Here is a 15,806-nt window from a genome sequence, read left to right as displayed (position 1 = left end):
TCAGTCTTGTTCGACTTGAAATTTGTTTTGTTTAGAGATGACTTGCGGGGCATTTTGATGGGCAATATAAACCGTATATAGACCCGCCACTACGGCACTGGCTGGTAATGACAGCATGAACCAAACCCAAGGGTATTTATACCAAGGCAGGTTTTTATATGTTTTTTCTTTGGCTTTATTATTCATTTGTCGTATCCGAAATATTTAACTTTTTCTGTGGCTTGGTCGCTGTCATCATTGGTTTTTACCACGCTGACTTCGATGGTGTGAATTTTTTTATTGGCCCATTTTTTATCCGCTTGAATTTTAATCGGTACCGTAACCAATTGACCAGGCTCGGCTTCAATGATGGTTTGGTTTAATCCCAACACCACAGTCAATCCTTCGATGCCACTGGCACTCACCTGGTATCGAGTCATGGATTCGCCTTTGTTCATTACTTTTAAAGTGTACACATTTTCTATGGTGTTGGCATTCACCACCCGGTAAAAACTGTTTCGGTCGTGGATGACATTCATGTCAATTGAACTGCGCTTGACCAAAGCAATACCAAAAGATGACACCAAAGTCATCAGGATGATGAAGTAAATGAGGGTTCGTGGTCGCACCAGGTGTGTTGGTTTCCCGACCAAAGCATTTTCGGTGGTGTATTTAATCAATCCTTTGGGCATGCCGCTTTTTTCCATCACATCATCACAGGCATCAATACAAGCCGCACAAGCAATACATTCATACTGCAGTCCGTCACGGATGTCGATTCCAGTGGGACAGACCTGTACACACAGGGTGCAATCGATACAATCACCTGGGGCATCTGCCTCACGCCGGTGTTTGCCACGCATCCTGGGCTCTCCACGTTGTTCATCGTATGAAATGATCAAGGTTTCTTGGTCGAACATGGCGCTTTGGAAGCGAGCATAGGGGCACATATACAAGCACACTTGTTCACGCAGATAGCCTGCATTGCCATAAGTGGCTAAGGAATAAAAGAACAGCCAAAAACTTTCCCACGGTCCCAAGGTCCATTGCCAAACATGCGCGGCCAACTCTTTGACTGGAGTGAAAAAGCCAACGAAAGTAAATCCGGTCCACAAAGCAAAAGTGATCCATAAAAACTGTTTGCTGAATTTCCTGAGAACCTTTTCAGTGGACCATGGTGCTTTGTCCAGTTTCATGCGTTTATGGCGGTTGCCTTCGGTCAGTTGTTCTAACCAAATAAACACTTCGGTCCAAACCGTTTGTGGACACGCAAAGCCACACCACAGTCGTCCAGCCAAAGCCGTAAAGAAAAACAATGCAAAGGCGGCAATGATCAACATCAATGCCAAAAATATAAAATCTTGAGGCCACAAGGTCAATGAGAAAATATGAAATCGCCTTTGTGGTAAGTCAAACAGGATGGCCTGTTCACCGGCCCAACTTATCCAAGGCAACAAGTAAAATAAGCCAAGTAACACCCAAACTGCCAATTTGCGTTTGAATTGAAAACGGCCTTTCACTTCACGTGGATAAACTTTTTCATGGGCTTTGTATAAGCTCAGTTCAATGGGCTTGGTTTCTTGTTTAGACATGGTTTAGTCTCAGCCGTTGGGGTTGCGTTTGGCTAAACGGGTTCTGGGCAAGGCCAGCACCAACCCACTGAATAAAGCGGCAGAAAATGTAAAAGCCCAGAAAAAAACAAAACCCAGAGCGTAGCCCTGTAGTCGTGAGATTTCAGCAGCAAAAACAGATAATTGACCTAAATAAGCAGGATCAAACAAAGCAAAAAACACCATTGACTGTACGCCGGCAGTAAAAAACGACACCCACAAAACAGTGGCCATGCGCCGCCAGAAGATGCGTTTTAATTGGCGTTGATTAAATGCTTGGTTGTTTTCGATGGGTTGAGTTGTCATGGTTCTATAGCAGCCTTATTGTTTGCTCAATGAATAGACGTAAGCCGCCACCAGCTTGATGCGATTTTCATCCAAAATGCCTTGCTGCGAAGGCATGTTCCCACTCAAGCCTTCATACAGGGCTGTTTCAATGATTCCATCGGAGCCATATAACCAAATGTCATCAGTTAGATTGGGGGCGCCAAATAACTTTTGACCTTGGGCATCAGCACCGTGACAGGCCGCACAAAACATACCGAATTTGGTCGCGCCCTCAGCAGCCAGTGTGGCATCGTGTTCGATGCCTGACAGGCTTCTGACATAAGCCGCTACTTGCTGGGTACCTGCTTCTCCTAAAGCTGGAGCAAAAGCGGGCATCACACCCATGCGCCCATTGCTTATGCTGGCGACGATGTCACTGTGTTCTCCACCCCAATTCCAATCAGCATCGGTCAGATTGGGGAATCCCACATTACCCTGTGCATCGGAAGCATGGCATTGTGCACAATGATTGGCAAAAATGCGTTGACCAATCAACATGGCTTGGTCGTCCTGAATCAACGCATCAATAGGTTTGTTGATAAAGCCAGCAAATGATTTATCCCTGGCATCGCTGACTGCGGCGTAATTGGTTTCAAATCGATTGATCGAGGTCCATTCTTTACTGCCTTTATAATTACCCAATCCAGGGTATTGGTATAAATAAATCACAGCAAAAACTATGGTGATGACAAACAACCACAACCACCATCGCGGCATTGGGTGATCCAATTCGGTTAAATCTTCATCCCACACATGTCCAGTGGTGTTGTCTTCGCGCTTATCGACTTTCTTTTTTGCCGTAGCGAATAACAACCACAGATACGCCACTATGTGCCCAGTCACGACAATGATTACAGTCCAATGCCAAAAATCACTCATGGCTTTTCTCCTCAGTTTGCTGTTCTGATTGATGGTTTATTTGATCGTCATCTTTGAGTGCCATGTGTGACAATTCTTCAAAAGTGGCTTTGTTGTGTCTGCTCCAAGCCCATGCGACGATGCCCAAAAACACCACCAACATGAGTCCAGTATAAATTCCGCTGATCATATCGACCTCCTTATTGGTAACTCTTAGGCATGGCAATACCTAGGTTTTGTAAATAGGCAACCAAGGCATCCAGTTGGGTTTTGTCAGTCAAACTGGCCGCTGCATTGGCAATTTCATCGTCTGAATAGGGATGACCTAATTTTTTCAATACTTTCATACTGGCCACGGTTTGTTCAACATCAACGGGCGTATCAGCCAACCATGGATAACCTGGCATATTAGAAGTGGGCACCACCGCACGAGGATCAATCAAATGAATTTCATGCCATTCATTGGAGTAGCGGCCACCCACTCGAGCCAAATCTGGCCCGGTGCGTTTAGAGCCCCACTGATGTGGGCGGTCATAAACCGACTCACCGGCCAAGGAGTAATGTCCATAGCGCAAGGTTTCATCGACGAATGGCCTGATTTGTTGAGAGTGACAGCCATAACAGCCTTCGGCCACATATATATTTTGACCCGCCAACTCCAATGGATTGCGCGGTTTTAAACCTTCGACGGGCTCAACCACACTGGCCTGCGACATCAAAGGCACAATTTCAATGATGCCTGAAAAACTGATGACTATTGCCACCAATACACCCAACAGTCCGATATTTTTTTCAATTTTGTCATGCTTGTTCATGCGCTTGCTCCTACAACCTCAGTCCCTTGTGCTGTTGTCGATTGGTGTCCTTTGATGGTCTTCCAGGTGTTGTAAGCCTGGATCACAGCCCCAGTCAAGAACAACAAACCACCGATTAACCTGATCACATAGTAAGGGTAAGTGGCTTCAATGCTTTCAACATGGCTGTATACCAATGAACCATTGGCATCCACTGCGCGCCACATCAAACCTTGCATCACACCAGCAATCCACATCGAAGCGATGTACAGAACAATACCCAAAGTGGCAATCCAAAAATGCACGTTAATCAAGTGAGTACTGTACATACCCGCTCGATGCCACAATCTGGGCACCAAGGTGTACATCGAAGCCATGGTCATCAAGGCCACCCAACCCAAAGCCCCCGAATGCACATGTCCAATACCCCAGTCGGTATAGTGAGACAAAGCATTCACCGTCTTGATTGACATCATGGGGCCTTCAAAAGTACTCATGCCATAAAATGACAAGGCCACTATCATCATTTTAATGATTGGATCTGAACGCAATTTATCCCAAGCCCCAGATAAAGTCATCATGCCGTTGATCATGCCACCCCAAGAAGGCGCCAATAAGATCAACGAGAAAACCATGCCCAAAGATTGTGCCCAATCAGGTAATGAAGTGTATTGCAAATGATGAGGACCGGCCCACATATAAGTAGAGACCAAGGCCCAGAAATGTACAATGGAAAGGCGGTAAGAATAGACTGGACGACCCGCTTGTTTCGGTACAAAGTAATACATCATCCCCAAGAAACCTGCGGTAAGGAAAAAGCCCACTGCATTGTGTCCATACCACCATTGGGTCAACGCATCAACCGCACCAGAAAAAACGGGGTATGACAGGTGCCAATTTACGGGAATGGCCAAATTATTGACGATGTGTAACAACGCAATGGTGATAATAAAGGCTGAATAAAACCAGTTGGCAACATAAATGTGTTTGACCGTACGAGTGGCTATGGTGCCAAAGTAAGTGATGGCATACAAAATCCATACCACGGTTAATAAGACGTCCAACGGCCATATCAGCTCGGCATATTCTTTGCTTTGTGTGAACCCAAAAGGCAAGGTCAACACTGCGCCAACTATCACCAATTGGTACCCCCAAAATGTGAGGCTAGCCAGTCGGTCAGAAAACAGTTTTACTTGGCAGGTTCTTTGGGCCACATACAGTGAAGTTCCCAATAAAGCATTCCCACCAAAAGCGAATATTACTGCATTGGTATGTAAGGGTCGCAATCGACTGTAAGTCAGCCATGGAATATCAAAATTCAATGCCGGCCATGCAAGTTGTGCGGCGATCAATACGCCCACCAACATGCCAACAATGCCCCAAAAAATCGTTGCGATGGTGAATTGCTTGACCACCTTATCGTTAAAATCAATCATATTATCAATGCATATTTGCCCATTTAGTGATTGGCTTGAATTATAATGAAGGCTTAACAAGGCCATAATTGATTAATGTCAAGATTAGGCTGTTTAGATAAAAATCCCTGACTTATATGTTAAATACCAAGCAAAATTTACAAAACAACAAAACCAGCAACTGTGGAGATTGTGAGTTATGTACTCATATAGTTGATAACCGAAGGGTACGAATTGATTCAGCTGAAATAGATGCGATTGAAAGCATCATTGACTCACACATCAAGATTGAAAAAAACCAAACGGTATTTAAGGCAGGGAGTAAATTCCAAAATTTATACACAGTTCATTCAGGCATGTTCAAGTCGGTATACCTCACCGCACAAGGAGATGAGCGGATTGTTGACTTGTTTATCGCAGGTCAAGTGATGGGGTTTGATGGCATCCACCAAGGAAAATACAAAACCACGATCAAAGCAGTCAGTTCAGGCTCTTACTGTGTGATTCCGTTTTATCCTTTGCAAGAATTGGCGATGAAACACAAGGACATCCAAAACAGGGTGATGAAAATGATGAGTGAAAAAATCATCCAATATGAAATCACTCACAGTGAATACAACGCCAAACAAAAGTTAGTTAGTTTTGTCAAAGACGTGTCTGATTTGTATTTTTCACGTGGCTTTTCTGCCAGTCAATTTCCTTTTCAAGTGTCCCAGCGTGATTTGGCCAATTACTTGGGCCTGGCAGAAGAAACCTTGAGTCGAACTTTCACAAAGTTGAAAAAAAATGAAATATTATCATTGGCAGACCATCAAATAACTGTCATTAATATGCAAGAGTTCTTGCGAATTCTTGAATGAAAAGAGTCATTGAGACAATCTCAGGATTGAAACCAATGATAACTGCCCCAATATAGGCAATCAAATAATAACCCGACCTTTGACCAAAGGTTAATATGGAGAATAAGCTATGAGCGAAAACATTATCAAGGCCACTGACGCCACATTTGAAGACATCACCAATTCTGAAGTACCTGTATTGGTGGACTATTGGGCAGAATGGTGTGGACCTTGTCGCATGATTGCACCCATTTTGGAAGAAGTAGCCGATGAATTAGATGGCCAGGTTAAGGTCGCAAAATTAAACATCGAAGACAACAAAGAGACTGCCGTTAAGATGGCCATTCGTGGCATCCCAACATTGATGTTGTTTAAAAATGGTGAAGTCATTGATCAGCATGTTGGCGCCGTTTCTAAAGGTCAATTATTAGACTTTTTAAGTAAACACACCGCTTAATCAAAGAATAACGCTTGAATTTCAGTCGATTCAGGCGTTTTTTTATTTTCAGACTGGACAGTATCAAACTTCCATGTTAGTTTATACGGAATCAAATCCGACAAGCCTTTTGTCGAAAGCACAAATCCTAAATATTAAAACCAATGGCTGAAATCTTTGCGGACCAAAGCCGATATTAAGGGAATTTTTTAACTTTATTTAATCAAAAACCACCTAACAGGCATTCTGCCTCAAAAATACAATATGAATCTATCTGAACTCAAACAAATGTCGACTACCGAGTTGACAGACATTGCCAAAAAGTCCGGTGTTGAAACTCGGTCTCGTGTTCACAAACAACAAATGATCTTTTCGATCTTAAAGAAACATGCCAAAAAAGGAGAAGACATTTTTGGTGATGGTGTACTGGAAGTACTGCCTGATGGCTTCGGCTTTTTAAGGGCCCCAGAAGGTTCATACCAAGCAGGACCAGATGACATATATGTTTCACCCAGTCAAATCCGTCGTTTTGGCTTGCAAACCGGTGACACCATTGTCGGCAAAATCAGACCACCGAAAGATTCAGAACGGTATTTTGCATTGTTACAAGTTAACAGCATCAACTATGAGCCACCTGAAAACACCAAAGGTAAAATCATATTTGAAAATTTAACGCCTTTATTTGCCACTGAGCAATTAAAGATGGAACGTGGTGATGGTTCTAGAGAAGATTTAACCACCCGAATCATTGATTTGGTATCGCCCATAGGCAAAGGTCAACGCGGCTTGATTGTATCGCCACCCAAAGCAGGTAAGACCATGATCTTGCAAAACATTGCAACTTCGATCGCGTTAAATAACCCAGAAGCCAAATTGTTTGTGTTGTTGATTGATGAAAGACCGGAAGAGGTCACCGATATGCAGCGTACCGTAAAAGGCGAAGTGATTGCTTCAACCTTTGATGAGCCGGCGACTCGCCACGTTCAAGTGGCTGATATGGTGATTGAAAGAGCCAAAAGATTGGTGGAGCACAAACAAGATGTGATCATCTTGTTGGATTCGATCACGCGATTGGCACGAGCTTATAACACCGTCACTCCGGCATCAGGAAAAATTCTGACCGGTGGTGTTGATGCCAATGCATTGCACCGTCCAAAGAAATTCTTTGGCGCCGCTCGAAATGTTGAAGAAGGTGGCAGTTTAACCATCCTGGCAACAGGTTTGGTTGAAACCGGTTCGAAGATGGATGAAGTGATTTTTGAAGAGTTTAAAGGCACCGGTAATATGGAAGTGCATTTGGACCGCAGGGCAGCTGAAAAACGCATTTGGCCAGCAATGAACATCAACAAGTCTGGTACCAGAAGAGAGGATTTGATTGTCGATCCTGACTTTTTACAAAAAGCCCATATCTTACGCAAAATATTGAATCCGATGGATGACATTCAAGCGATTGAATTTTTGTTGGATAAATTAAAAGACACCAAAACCAATGAAGAATTTTTCACTTCAATGAAGCGATAATTCTGAACACAATATAATTGGCATTGGTTACAATCAACCAATGCCAAATACACACCGACATCATTTTGCCGCCATCGACTTGGGTTCCAACTCATTCCATTTGTTGGTGGCTCAATTTAAATCGGGCCAAATATTTCCAATCGATTCAGTTAAACACATGGTTCGCTTAGCGGCTGGTTTAGACGATCACAAAAACATCTCTCCCGAATACTTGGCCAAAGCCTATGAATCGCTACAGTCAATGTCTGAACGGATTCAAAACATTCCAGACAGTCACATTCGCATCGTCGGCACCAATACCCTGCGTGTGGCTAAAAACTCCAGAGAATTCATTGCCCAAGCAGAACAAATTTTAGGTCACGAAATTGAAATCATTTCGGGTCGTGAAGAAGCACGTATGTTGTACTTGGGCGTGGCTCAGTCCACCAGTGACAACCCAGCCAGGAAGTTGGTTATGGACATCGGTGGCGGCAGCACCGAGTTAATCATTGGCGATGGCATGAAACCTGAAAAGCGTGAAAGTTTGTATATGGGTTGTGTCAGTTACACCAAGAAATACTTCAAACAAGGCGTTATTGATGAAGCCAATTGGAAACGGGCGGTGATTCATGCTTTACAGGAACTCAATCCATTTATTCAGTCGTTCAAAGCCTCGGGTTGGAAACACAGTGTGGGTGCTTCGGGCACCATGAGGGCCACCGCTGGAATTTTGGAAATGAACCAATGGGCGCCTTCTGGCATCACGCTGCAAGGTGTTGAGCAATTGAAACAACGTTGTATTGAACTGGGTCATATTGATCAATTGAACCAACTCAATGGCTTAAGTGAGGAGCGACGTCCAGTTTTTATTGGTGGTTTGGCGATAGTTTATGCTTTGATGAAAGCGTTTTCACTGGAACAAATGGATGTCTCGGGTGGCGCCTTGAGAGAAGGTTTGATTTATGAAATGTTGGATGGGCCCAAACACATTTCAGTCACCAAACGCAGCATCAGAAAACTGTGTGAACAATTTACCGTGGACACGGTTCAAGCTGAGAATGTCCAGCGACACAGTGAAGACTTGTATGCCAAGTTAAATATAAAAATAAAGAAACGCATACTTGCTTTATTGAATGGTGCGATTAAATTGCATGAAATTGGCCTATCTATTGCGCACAGTCAATACCATAAAATTGGCGCTTATGTGATTCAACATGCTGACATGCCGGGTTTTTCAAACCAACAAAAATTGGTGATGGCCACTTTGGTGCGTTTACACCGGCGTAAAATCAGCAAATCGGCCTTGGCCACCTTAACCCCACGCCAGTATGAAGTGGTGATCCCACTGTTGGTGATCATGCGTCTGTCGGTGGTGTTTGCACGAAACCGACATTTTGAACCGGTACCGATAGAATTATTTCACTGGAAAATCAACAGCATTGAATTAAAAATCAATCGAGAGTGGTTACTGGATCACCCATTGATCAAAGCCGATTTGAAAGACGAGGTTAAGCGTTTACAAACCATCGGTTTGGAGTTAATGTTAAAACTACATTGATATGAGAAACCATTTAAATGTCGTTAATTTGCATTAAAAAGCTGTGAAATGTCTTTAAATGCCTTGAACTCCAGTGCGTTGCCGGAAGGGTCTAGAAAGAACAAAGTGGCTTGTTCGCCAGGCATGTCTTTGAATCGAATGTAAGGTTCAATAATGAATTCTATGCCTGCTGACTTGAGTTTGTCGGCCAAATCTTGCCAACGCTGCATATCCAAAACCACGCCAAAATGCGGCACGGGCACACCGTGGTCATCAACATCGTTGTTGATTAAATTGACTTTCCCTTCATCACCCAAAGATTGATCTAAATGACAAACCAATTGATGACCGTATAAGTCCAAATCTATCCAATGGTCAGAAGAACGACCTGGTTGACAGCCCAAAGTGTCGATGTAGAAAGCTTTGGATTCAGCGATGTTTCTCACTGGAATGGCTAAATGAAAGGGAAAATGAATTGGATTGGCCATAAGACATATTTGTTAGAATAAGGACATGTATTATTTTAACCGCGAGACTTAATCTTTTGAAAGTCATTTTAAATGTAGATGCCATCACCCATCCGTTGACCGGCATAGGGCAATACACTTTGCACCTGGGAAAACAATTGCCGCTGCAAAATGGTCTTGAAGCGGTGAAATATTTTTCTTCGGATCATTGGATTGATGACATCAATCAATCGGCCCAAGCCAATCAATGGATCAGCCGCCTGCGACCTTGGATTCCTTTCAAAGGTCTGGCCTTGAATGCCTATGCCAAGCGCAGAAACAAACATTTCAAGCAGTTGACCGGTGATTTAAGTGATCATGTGTTTCACAGCCCCAATTTTGTACTGATGCCATTTGCCGGCAAATCAGTGGCCACTTTTCATGACTTGTCCTTTGTCCACTACCGTGAAACCCAGCCGAATTATCGTTTACAGTTTCTCGATCGAGAAATTCCCAAAACATTGAATCAGGCCGATGTTTTGATGGTGCCAACTGAATTCATCAAACAAGAAATCATGTCTCATTATGCTTATCCTGCAGCAAAGATTCATGTCACGCCTTTGGGGGTTGAAGCAGGATTTAAAGCCTATTCTGCCAATGAAACCAGAGCGAGCTTGCAAGCCCATCAGCTCAAACACAAGCAGTTCATACTCTCAGTGGCCACCACCGAGCCCAGAAAAAACCTTTCTCGGTTGTTGCAAGCCTATACCCAATTACCCAAAGCATTGAGAGCAGCTTATCCTTTGGTCTTGGTTGGTTCAAAAGGGTGGTTGAACCAAGATATTAATCAGCGCATCAAATCACTGGTTAAAAAAGGGCAAATCATCAGCTTGGGTTATGTCGATCAAACGGCTTTACAACACCTGTATGCGGCAGCTCAAGTGATGGCTTTTCCTTCCTTGTATGAGGGGTTTGGTTTGCCCATCATTGAATCCATGGCCTCAGGCACTGCCGTACTGACCAGCCACCATTCTGCGATGCAAGAGGTTGCCGGCGGCCACGCCATGTTGTGTGATCCCCTCGATGTACAAGGCATTAAAGCGGGCTTAAGGGCTGCGCTTGAAAATGAAACTTGGTTGACCCAAGCACAAGCCAATGGTTTGGCTCACAGCAAACAATTCACTTGGCAACGATGTGCTGAAAAGACAGTAATGGCTTATGAAAGTTAATCATCTCTGCCGGTTGGGGCGACAGATTGCGCATCGAGTTTTTCCATTATTTGCAGGTAGTTGTTTCGTGAAATAAAAGCTTGGGTGTATGGCAATGTGGCCGGGTACATCAATTCTTCAAGCCAAGGACCGGCGGTGTATATGGCAGGGTTGATGTGTTCGGCATTGCCTTCAATTGATGATTTGTTGTAACCATTGTTACCAGCTGGATCAATGCGAAAGCCTTCAATGCCTCTGTGCCAGTGAATCGGATATCCGCCATTGGCCCAGGCATTTTCCCTCATGGCAACAATAAAGTTGCGTTCGATGAGGTCGACTTGCGGAGAGTGTTTTAACCACAAGGTGTGGCCAAATTCGTGTACCACCGAAAAAATCCATCGGTCCTTTCTTTCAGGCAAATCGTCAACGGTTACCACAATGGCACCAGGACCGTTGCCTTCGAACACATCATGAATGGTGGAACCACCCTCTATATCTCTGAGTATTGGCATGAATCCAACTATTATGTCAGCGGTTGAACTGTGGTTTGCCATAATAAAACCACGAGCACATTGTTTATTACAGTCAAGGGCCAATTCACTGCGTTCGATGGTGCCCGCATAGCGGATGTGAACTTGCTTAAAAGGATATTGCTGGAGCGCATATTCTTTGGCTACTTTCATTATATCCTTTACCAGCGGTAGGTAATAATCACGCAGTGACTCATCGGTCCAATCATTGATCCCCAAAATATAATAGTCGACCTTGAGTTCAGGTTGGCGGCCCCACATTGGTGTGGCGCACTGGGTCCAATAAGCTTCGGCATGACTACTGCCCGGTTGTTGTGGCACTTCCATGGCGACCAACAAAGCGTCGGGTGTGGCTGTTTCAGGGGTCCAAAAAACATTGGCAGTGTGTTCGGCTTCGGCCATTTTTATGCCGTATACCGGCCACAAATCCGGACGCACAAACCGGTGGAAATCAGCGCCTTCTTCAACCCATGCATTGTCTTTGACATTTTTAATCACAACCCGCGCAGTGAACTCTTTGAGCTGTGCACTGGATTTGACCAATGGGTTCTCCTGCCAGTTTGCATAAATGCGTGAAACGGCTCGCTTGCCCGCAATCAATGGCACATCTCGAACCGATTGATAAACATGACAAGACAGGTTGCTGTCATCTCCTGCTTGGGGAATCAACTTAACTCGGGTGGTGAAATCCCAACTGATCCAACCGCTGCCATCTTCGTCTTCGAGTGGCATACCATTTTTCCCACGTACACCTTGTTCACCGGTCTTGACCCTAACGGTGTATCGCACGCCACCCCATAAATCTTCAACGGGCACCAATGTCGCAGATTGGCTTGATCGATGCAACTGAGTCTGAACTGGAACCAACTCACCACTGCCTGCACTTGGATAAGTCAGCTGAAAGGTCTGCTGATTCAAGGTGGCTACATCGTAGTCTTCGTTGAACCTCACTTGTGCATAGTTTTCACTCAGGCTTTGGTGTTGGCTGTTGGCGACAGGGTAGGTCTTTTCTATTTCAAATTTAGCCGGTTCACATTGGTTATATAGCATGATGCCTTCCGCGCGTGCCGTGGCTAGGTTTACGCCATAATCACCCTTCAATGACAGGCTTTGGTATGGACTGGTTTGGTCTGTGTTGATCATGACCAAGTCAAAACTGGCCACTGCCCTGTCATAAGGAATAAAGGTGAGTTCCAATTCGCCTGTTTGGCTAGTGAATGATTGTTGTTTATCCAGTCCGAATGGAGAGGTTTGTGGTGTAGCTACATGAGTTTGCTGTTCCATGGATTCCCTGGTGGTGTCCAATCCACTGTGTTCAGTCAATGCCTGACGTGCCTTATCGGACAAAAGCGTCGTTGCAGGGGCCAGTTTTTCACGCAGGTTTGAGCCAGTATAGGCATTAATTAATCCATTGCGCGCAAGGTCGTAAGCCGCTTTATCAGCAAAAAATATCAAATTAACTAAGGGCGAATGAAAAGTGAACTTGGCGCCTTCTAGTTCAGGCAAACCAGGCATGTCATTGAAAATGGATACATTCATTAATTGGGCATCATCCCAGGCAGAAAACATGAACCTGCATTGTTCATTTTGCTTAATGGGGCTCAGGTAAATACCGGTAATGGGTGTTATTTGGCCTGAAAAATCACTGTCGATGGACAGTGAGGTTTTGGCAGTAAAATTGGTTTGTGCTGCTCCAGCAATCATGTCGGGATCAACCTCAGACACCAGGTCTTGGGTCGAATCAATGATGCCGGCTGAGTACAATTCCAGACTTTTTTCGCTGAACTCACCTTGTTCATCGGTAACCCTCAAAGTAATCGTATAGTGACCTGCTTGCGGAAATTGATGAACCACCTTCCAAGCGTTGTTGGTGAACCAAACCTGACTGGCTTCGGTTTGGGTTCCATCACCAAAATCCCATTCGGCGTGCACCACATCATCAGGTGCTTCCAAAACCCTGCCAGTGAACTCATAGCTGGCGTTTGCAGCATCCAACTGAACGGATTTGAGGCTTCTCAGGTTGGGCTTTTTATTGATTACGGTGATTTGTTTGCTGGCGAATACGGATTGTCCATTGATGTTTCTGGCTTCAACTTTCAACGTGAATTCCCCATCATTTTTATAGATGTGGCTGGCGGTCACACGTTCACCAGTGGTAAACACAGGGCTGCCGTCACCAAAGTCCCAATAAAAATCCACTGGCACCTCCCATTCGGTCAGTGGAGGGTTGCTGCTGAGTGGCTGTCCGGCCATCGAGTTTGGACGGTATCCATCAGCAGAAAATTCTGTGGCGCGACGAAAGAGTTGTGCCGACCACCGGTTTAATTTGTTTTCCCCCAGCCTGGATGTACCAATGATTTCCAGTTCAATGGCAGACTGGCCGCTTTCTGCAGATAACACGGGTTGAGGCAGTGTGAACACCATGCAGATAAAGACAAGCTTGCTGAAAAGTAGCTGTTGGCTGCTGGTGGTTTTTGGTCGGATCAAAGGCTGGTGCATAAGTGACTCATGGCAATGACTTGATTATGAGTATAGGTCAAAATAGAGATCGTTTTCAACCACGGACACTCAGCGGTTTTTCCAATGGTTGACACATGACTCAAATGCGCTTTTATTGCGAGTACTTCGAGCGACAGCCCTGAACTCACTCACATTGACCTGAAAGGGCGTATATTCGCCGGTACTGCCCAGTCCAGTCCATTTGGCCTGTCCGGAAAAGTTGCCAACAACAAAACCATTTTTTCGATCGGTATTGAAGGCCTTGATTTCCATAGCTGCCTCATCGCTTTGCCAGAATTCGACACAACCTGGACAATCCGGATGGTCAACTTTGAATGCAGCGGCTTGAAAGCTTGAGGTGTATTTGCCAACGGCTTTCGCTGGCAATGCTACCCTGGCTTCCCAACCTGTTTTCAGGTCATTTAAAATCATCATATTGCCTAAAAAACGAGCCGGTCCTTGGTGCACACCCGCCATCGGCACACCCCCGGTGACAACGGCTTTAAAACCGCAGGGGGGATCCGTTATTTCCTTGAGTGTGACTTTAATTTTGAAATGACGATCAACCGAATCAATGGCATTTTTAGCCACTTCGGCAATGACCACAGAAAAGTCTTTTTTCCTGGCCGTTAGCTGCGCTCGATAGATGGCATGGTTACCCGCAGTATGAGTCGCCTGTACAGCGCCATCGATAATCAAGTGAAGGTCGCTGGGGTTCTCTGAAATTTCTATACTGAGTTCAACATCCTTGTCTGAACTGTGAGAGACCGTTAATTGAGCCGCCGATCCAGCCAGCTTTCTGACCCGACCTGTAAAAGATTGGCTGATGGATTGTTTGTTATTGGGAAGCTTCAGTTGCCAGGTATCAGGTTGTCCAAAAGCATTGAGCACAGGCAGTTCAGCCAAATACAGCGGAAACAATGTATATAAACCACCCTGTGGTTTTAAGTAGGCGTCAAGGCCAGCAATACCATAGTGATCAGTCAATTTGTGATTAAGAAAGAACTCATTGAGGTAAGCAATTCTTGGTTTTGAATTCAGCTGTTTGCCAATGAACAACCAAAAGTGGGCTGTTTTGTAGTTGTCATAAAATTTTGCGGGTTGATGCAGAGGCGATTTGTGCTCACGCATTAAAAATTGTGCGCCCAATTCTGGTTCGGTTTCAAGCGCAAAGTCCATTGCCACGGCAGTGGCGGTTCCTTCTGAAATCCATTTGTGTTGCTGATCCAAAGGAACACTGTAATTTTCGGCACTTTGGACTGCATGAAAAAGCTCGTGAGCAGCCACAAAAGTATTTAAATGAGCCACAGCAAAAAAAGGGTCATCATAAGATTGACCTGCATCACCCAGATTAAAATAGTTTTCATTTCGCAACCAGATCATACGTTCAACGGGTTCAAAAAAACCTGCCAGACTGTGTTCTTCCTGATCAACGCGAGAATCGGATATGCTGGCAATCCAGTGTTTAAGGCTGTCATCGCCAAGGTCCAGGTTGTTGAAAGACGCGGCTTCTTCGAAATCCAGATCACGCAGCCAAACACTGGCTTTGCTTAATTGTTCGGCAAACACCAAGTTAGCGGGTTCGCAATCCACTGGCTCAACGCACTGAACCAACCATTGGGTGGTGCGCCAATAAGCGGCATTGATGGAGGAGGGCATCAGAATAATAACCGCTAACAACAGTGTAAACCGATGGAAAACTGTTTGTGTCATTTGAAAGTTTTTCATTGCGCAGCCTCATTGGTGATATGTAAAAATCGTGTTGCTTCAGCCACTCTATGTATACACATCAATAGGTGCTAAGCAAAATTTCAGCCTATTTATCTTA

At 44.7% G+C, this 15,806-nt stretch carries 14 protein-coding genes and 1 pseudogene; 5 read left to right on the top strand and 10 right to left on the bottom strand.

Annotated elements, in window-relative coordinates:
• Genes CCS90_RS00540 through ccoN form a run of 7 tightly spaced genes read right to left on the bottom strand, consistent with a single transcriptional unit; the run spans nucleotide 1 to nucleotide 5,004 of the window.
• Nucleotides 1-186 (bottom strand): hypothetical protein, encoded by a 186-nt coding sequence (locus tag CCS90_RS00540; RefSeq protein WP_099017561.1) that lies wholly within the window; start codon nucleotides 184-186, stop codon nucleotides 1-3.
• Complete coding sequence (gene ccoG / locus CCS90_RS00535) at nucleotides 183-1,571, bottom strand: cytochrome c oxidase accessory protein CcoG (protein ID WP_099017560.1); 1,389 nt, start codon at nucleotides 1,569-1,571, stop codon at nucleotides 183-185. Before ccoG ends, CCS90_RS00540 begins: the two co-directional genes overlap by 4 nt.
• Nucleotides 1,572-1,580: 9 nt before the next feature.
• Entirely contained in the window at nucleotides 1,581-1,895 is a 315-nt protein-coding gene (locus tag CCS90_RS00530; RefSeq protein ID WP_099017559.1) for a hypothetical protein, read from the bottom strand.
• 15 nt (nucleotides 1,896-1,910) lie between these two features.
• Nucleotides 1,911-2,795 (bottom strand): cytochrome-c oxidase, cbb3-type subunit III, encoded by an 885-nt coding sequence (gene ccoP, locus CCS90_RS00525; RefSeq protein WP_211336965.1) that lies wholly within the window; start codon nucleotides 2,793-2,795, stop codon nucleotides 1,911-1,913.
• Entirely contained in the window at nucleotides 2,788-2,964 is a 177-nt protein-coding gene (locus CCS90_RS00520; RefSeq protein ID WP_099017558.1) for a cbb3-type cytochrome oxidase subunit 3, read from the bottom strand. Before CCS90_RS00520 ends, ccoP begins: the two co-directional genes overlap by 8 nt.
• A gap of 10 nt (nucleotides 2,965-2,974) precedes the next feature.
• Nucleotides 2,975-3,589 carry a cytochrome-c oxidase, cbb3-type subunit II gene (gene ccoO / locus CCS90_RS00515; RefSeq protein WP_099017557.1) on the bottom strand — a complete coding sequence of 205 codons (615 nt, stop codon included), beginning with the start codon at nucleotides 3,587-3,589 and terminating at the stop codon, nucleotides 2,975-2,977.
• On the bottom strand, nucleotides 3,586-5,004 hold the full coding sequence (gene ccoN, locus CCS90_RS00510) for a cytochrome-c oxidase, cbb3-type subunit I (RefSeq protein ID WP_099017556.1): 1,419 nt from the start codon (nucleotides 5,002-5,004) through the stop codon (nucleotides 3,586-3,588). Before ccoN ends, ccoO begins: the two co-directional genes overlap by 4 nt.
• A gap of 116 nt (nucleotides 5,005-5,120) precedes the next feature.
• On the opposite strand from ccoN, the gene CCS90_RS00505 reads away from it, so the two are divergent.
• The 4 genes and pseudogenes from CCS90_RS00505 (at nucleotide 5,121) to CCS90_RS00490 (ending at nucleotide 9,316) form a co-directional block, all read left to right on the top strand.
• Complete coding sequence (locus tag CCS90_RS00505) at nucleotides 5,121-5,843, top strand: cyclic nucleotide-binding domain-containing protein (protein ID WP_099017555.1); 723 nt, start codon at nucleotides 5,121-5,123, stop codon at nucleotides 5,841-5,843.
• 109 nt (nucleotides 5,844-5,952) lie between these two features.
• Nucleotides 5,953-6,279 carry a thioredoxin TrxA gene (trxA, locus tag CCS90_RS00500; RefSeq protein WP_099017554.1) on the top strand — a complete coding sequence of 109 codons (327 nt, stop codon included), beginning with the start codon at nucleotides 5,953-5,955 and terminating at the stop codon, nucleotides 6,277-6,279.
• Nucleotides 6,280-6,525: 246 nt separating this feature from the next.
• Nucleotides 6,526-7,779 (top strand): annotated as a pseudogene (gene rho / locus CCS90_RS00495) (transcription termination factor Rho); the annotation flags it as partial.
• A gap of 40 nt (nucleotides 7,780-7,819) precedes the next feature.
• Nucleotides 7,820-9,316 (top strand): Ppx/GppA phosphatase family protein, encoded by a 1,497-nt coding sequence (locus CCS90_RS00490; protein ID WP_099017552.1) that lies wholly within the window; start codon nucleotides 7,820-7,822, stop codon nucleotides 9,314-9,316.
• Nucleotides 9,317-9,339: 23 nt separating this feature from the next.
• Here CCS90_RS00490 and CCS90_RS00485 read toward each other — a convergent pair whose 3' ends face one another.
• A complete protein-coding gene (locus tag CCS90_RS00485; protein WP_099017551.1) occupies nucleotides 9,340-9,783 on the bottom strand; it encodes a VOC family protein in 444 nt (147 codons plus the stop codon).
• Between the two features lie 56 nt (nucleotides 9,784-9,839).
• Between CCS90_RS00485 and CCS90_RS00480 the strand changes: the two genes are divergently transcribed.
• Nucleotides 9,840-10,970, top strand: a complete 1,131-nt coding sequence (locus CCS90_RS00480; RefSeq protein ID WP_099017550.1) for a glycosyltransferase family 4 protein — start codon at nucleotides 9,840-9,842, stop codon at nucleotides 10,968-10,970.
• Here the strand turns inward: CCS90_RS00480 and CCS90_RS00475 are convergent.
• Both CCS90_RS00475 and CCS90_RS00470 read right to left on the bottom strand, forming a co-directional pair.
• Complete coding sequence (locus tag CCS90_RS00475; RefSeq protein WP_099017549.1) at nucleotides 10,967-13,978, bottom strand: PKD domain-containing protein; 3,012 nt, start codon at nucleotides 13,976-13,978, stop codon at nucleotides 10,967-10,969. The two genes, CCS90_RS00480 and CCS90_RS00475, sit on opposite strands and share 4 nt — an antisense overlap.
• A gap of 69 nt (nucleotides 13,979-14,047) precedes the next feature.
• On the bottom strand, nucleotides 14,048-15,706 hold the full coding sequence (locus CCS90_RS00470; RefSeq protein WP_099017548.1) for a hypothetical protein: 1,659 nt from the start codon (nucleotides 15,704-15,706) through the stop codon (nucleotides 14,048-14,050).
• Nucleotides 15,707-15,806: the final 100 nt, after the last annotated feature.

Origin of the sequence: Marinicella litoralis (assembly GCF_002591915.1) — a bacterium.
Taxonomy (GTDB): Bacteria; Pseudomonadota; Gammaproteobacteria; order Xanthomonadales; family Marinicellaceae; genus Marinicella; species Marinicella litoralis.
The sequence above is the reverse complement of the archived record's forward strand: the minus strand, read 5'-3'. Positions and strand labels throughout refer to the sequence as shown.

What these genes read in the sequence shown, in the direction of transcription:
- ccoP (WP_211336965.1), bottom strand. Translation starts at nt 2,795, where the DNA reads ATGAGTGATTTTTGGCATTGGACTGTAATCATTGTCGTGACTGGGCAC.
- CCS90_RS00505 (WP_099017555.1), top strand. Translation starts at nt 5,121, where the DNA reads ATGTTAAATACCAAGCAAAATTTACAAAACAACAAAACCAGCAACTGT.
- trxA (WP_099017554.1), top strand. Translation starts at nt 5,953, where the DNA reads ATGAGCGAAAACATTATCAAGGCCACTGACGCCACATTTGAAGACATC.
- ccoG (WP_099017560.1), bottom strand. Translation starts at nt 1,571, where the DNA reads ATGTCTAAACAAGAAACCAAGCCCATTGAACTGAGCTTATACAAAGCC.
- CCS90_RS00530 (WP_099017559.1), bottom strand. Translation starts at nt 1,895, where the DNA reads ATGACAACTCAACCCATCGAAAACAACCAAGCATTTAATCAACGCCAA.
- ccoO (WP_099017557.1), bottom strand. Translation starts at nt 3,589, where the DNA reads ATGAACAAGCATGACAAAATTGAAAAAAATATCGGACTGTTGGGTGTA.
- CCS90_RS00540 (WP_099017561.1), bottom strand. Translation starts at nt 186, where the DNA reads ATGAATAATAAAGCCAAAGAAAAAACATATAAAAACCTGCCTTGGTAT.
- CCS90_RS00490 (WP_099017552.1), top strand. Translation starts at nt 7,820, where the DNA reads ATGCCAAATACACACCGACATCATTTTGCCGCCATCGACTTGGGTTCC.
- CCS90_RS00470 (WP_099017548.1), bottom strand. Translation starts at nt 15,706, where the DNA reads ATGAAAAACTTTCAAATGACACAAACAGTTTTCCATCGGTTTACACTG.
- CCS90_RS00520 (WP_099017558.1), bottom strand. Translation starts at nt 2,964, where the DNA reads ATGATCAGCGGAATTTATACTGGACTCATGTTGGTGGTGTTTTTGGGC.
- ccoN (WP_099017556.1), bottom strand. Translation starts at nt 5,004, where the DNA reads ATGATTGATTTTAACGATAAGGTGGTCAAGCAATTCACCATCGCAACG.
- CCS90_RS00485 (WP_099017551.1), bottom strand. Translation starts at nt 9,783, where the DNA reads ATGGCCAATCCAATTCATTTTCCCTTTCATTTAGCCATTCCAGTGAGA.
- CCS90_RS00475 (WP_099017549.1), bottom strand. Translation starts at nt 13,978, where the DNA reads ATGCACCAGCCTTTGATCCGACCAAAAACCACCAGCAGCCAACAGCTA.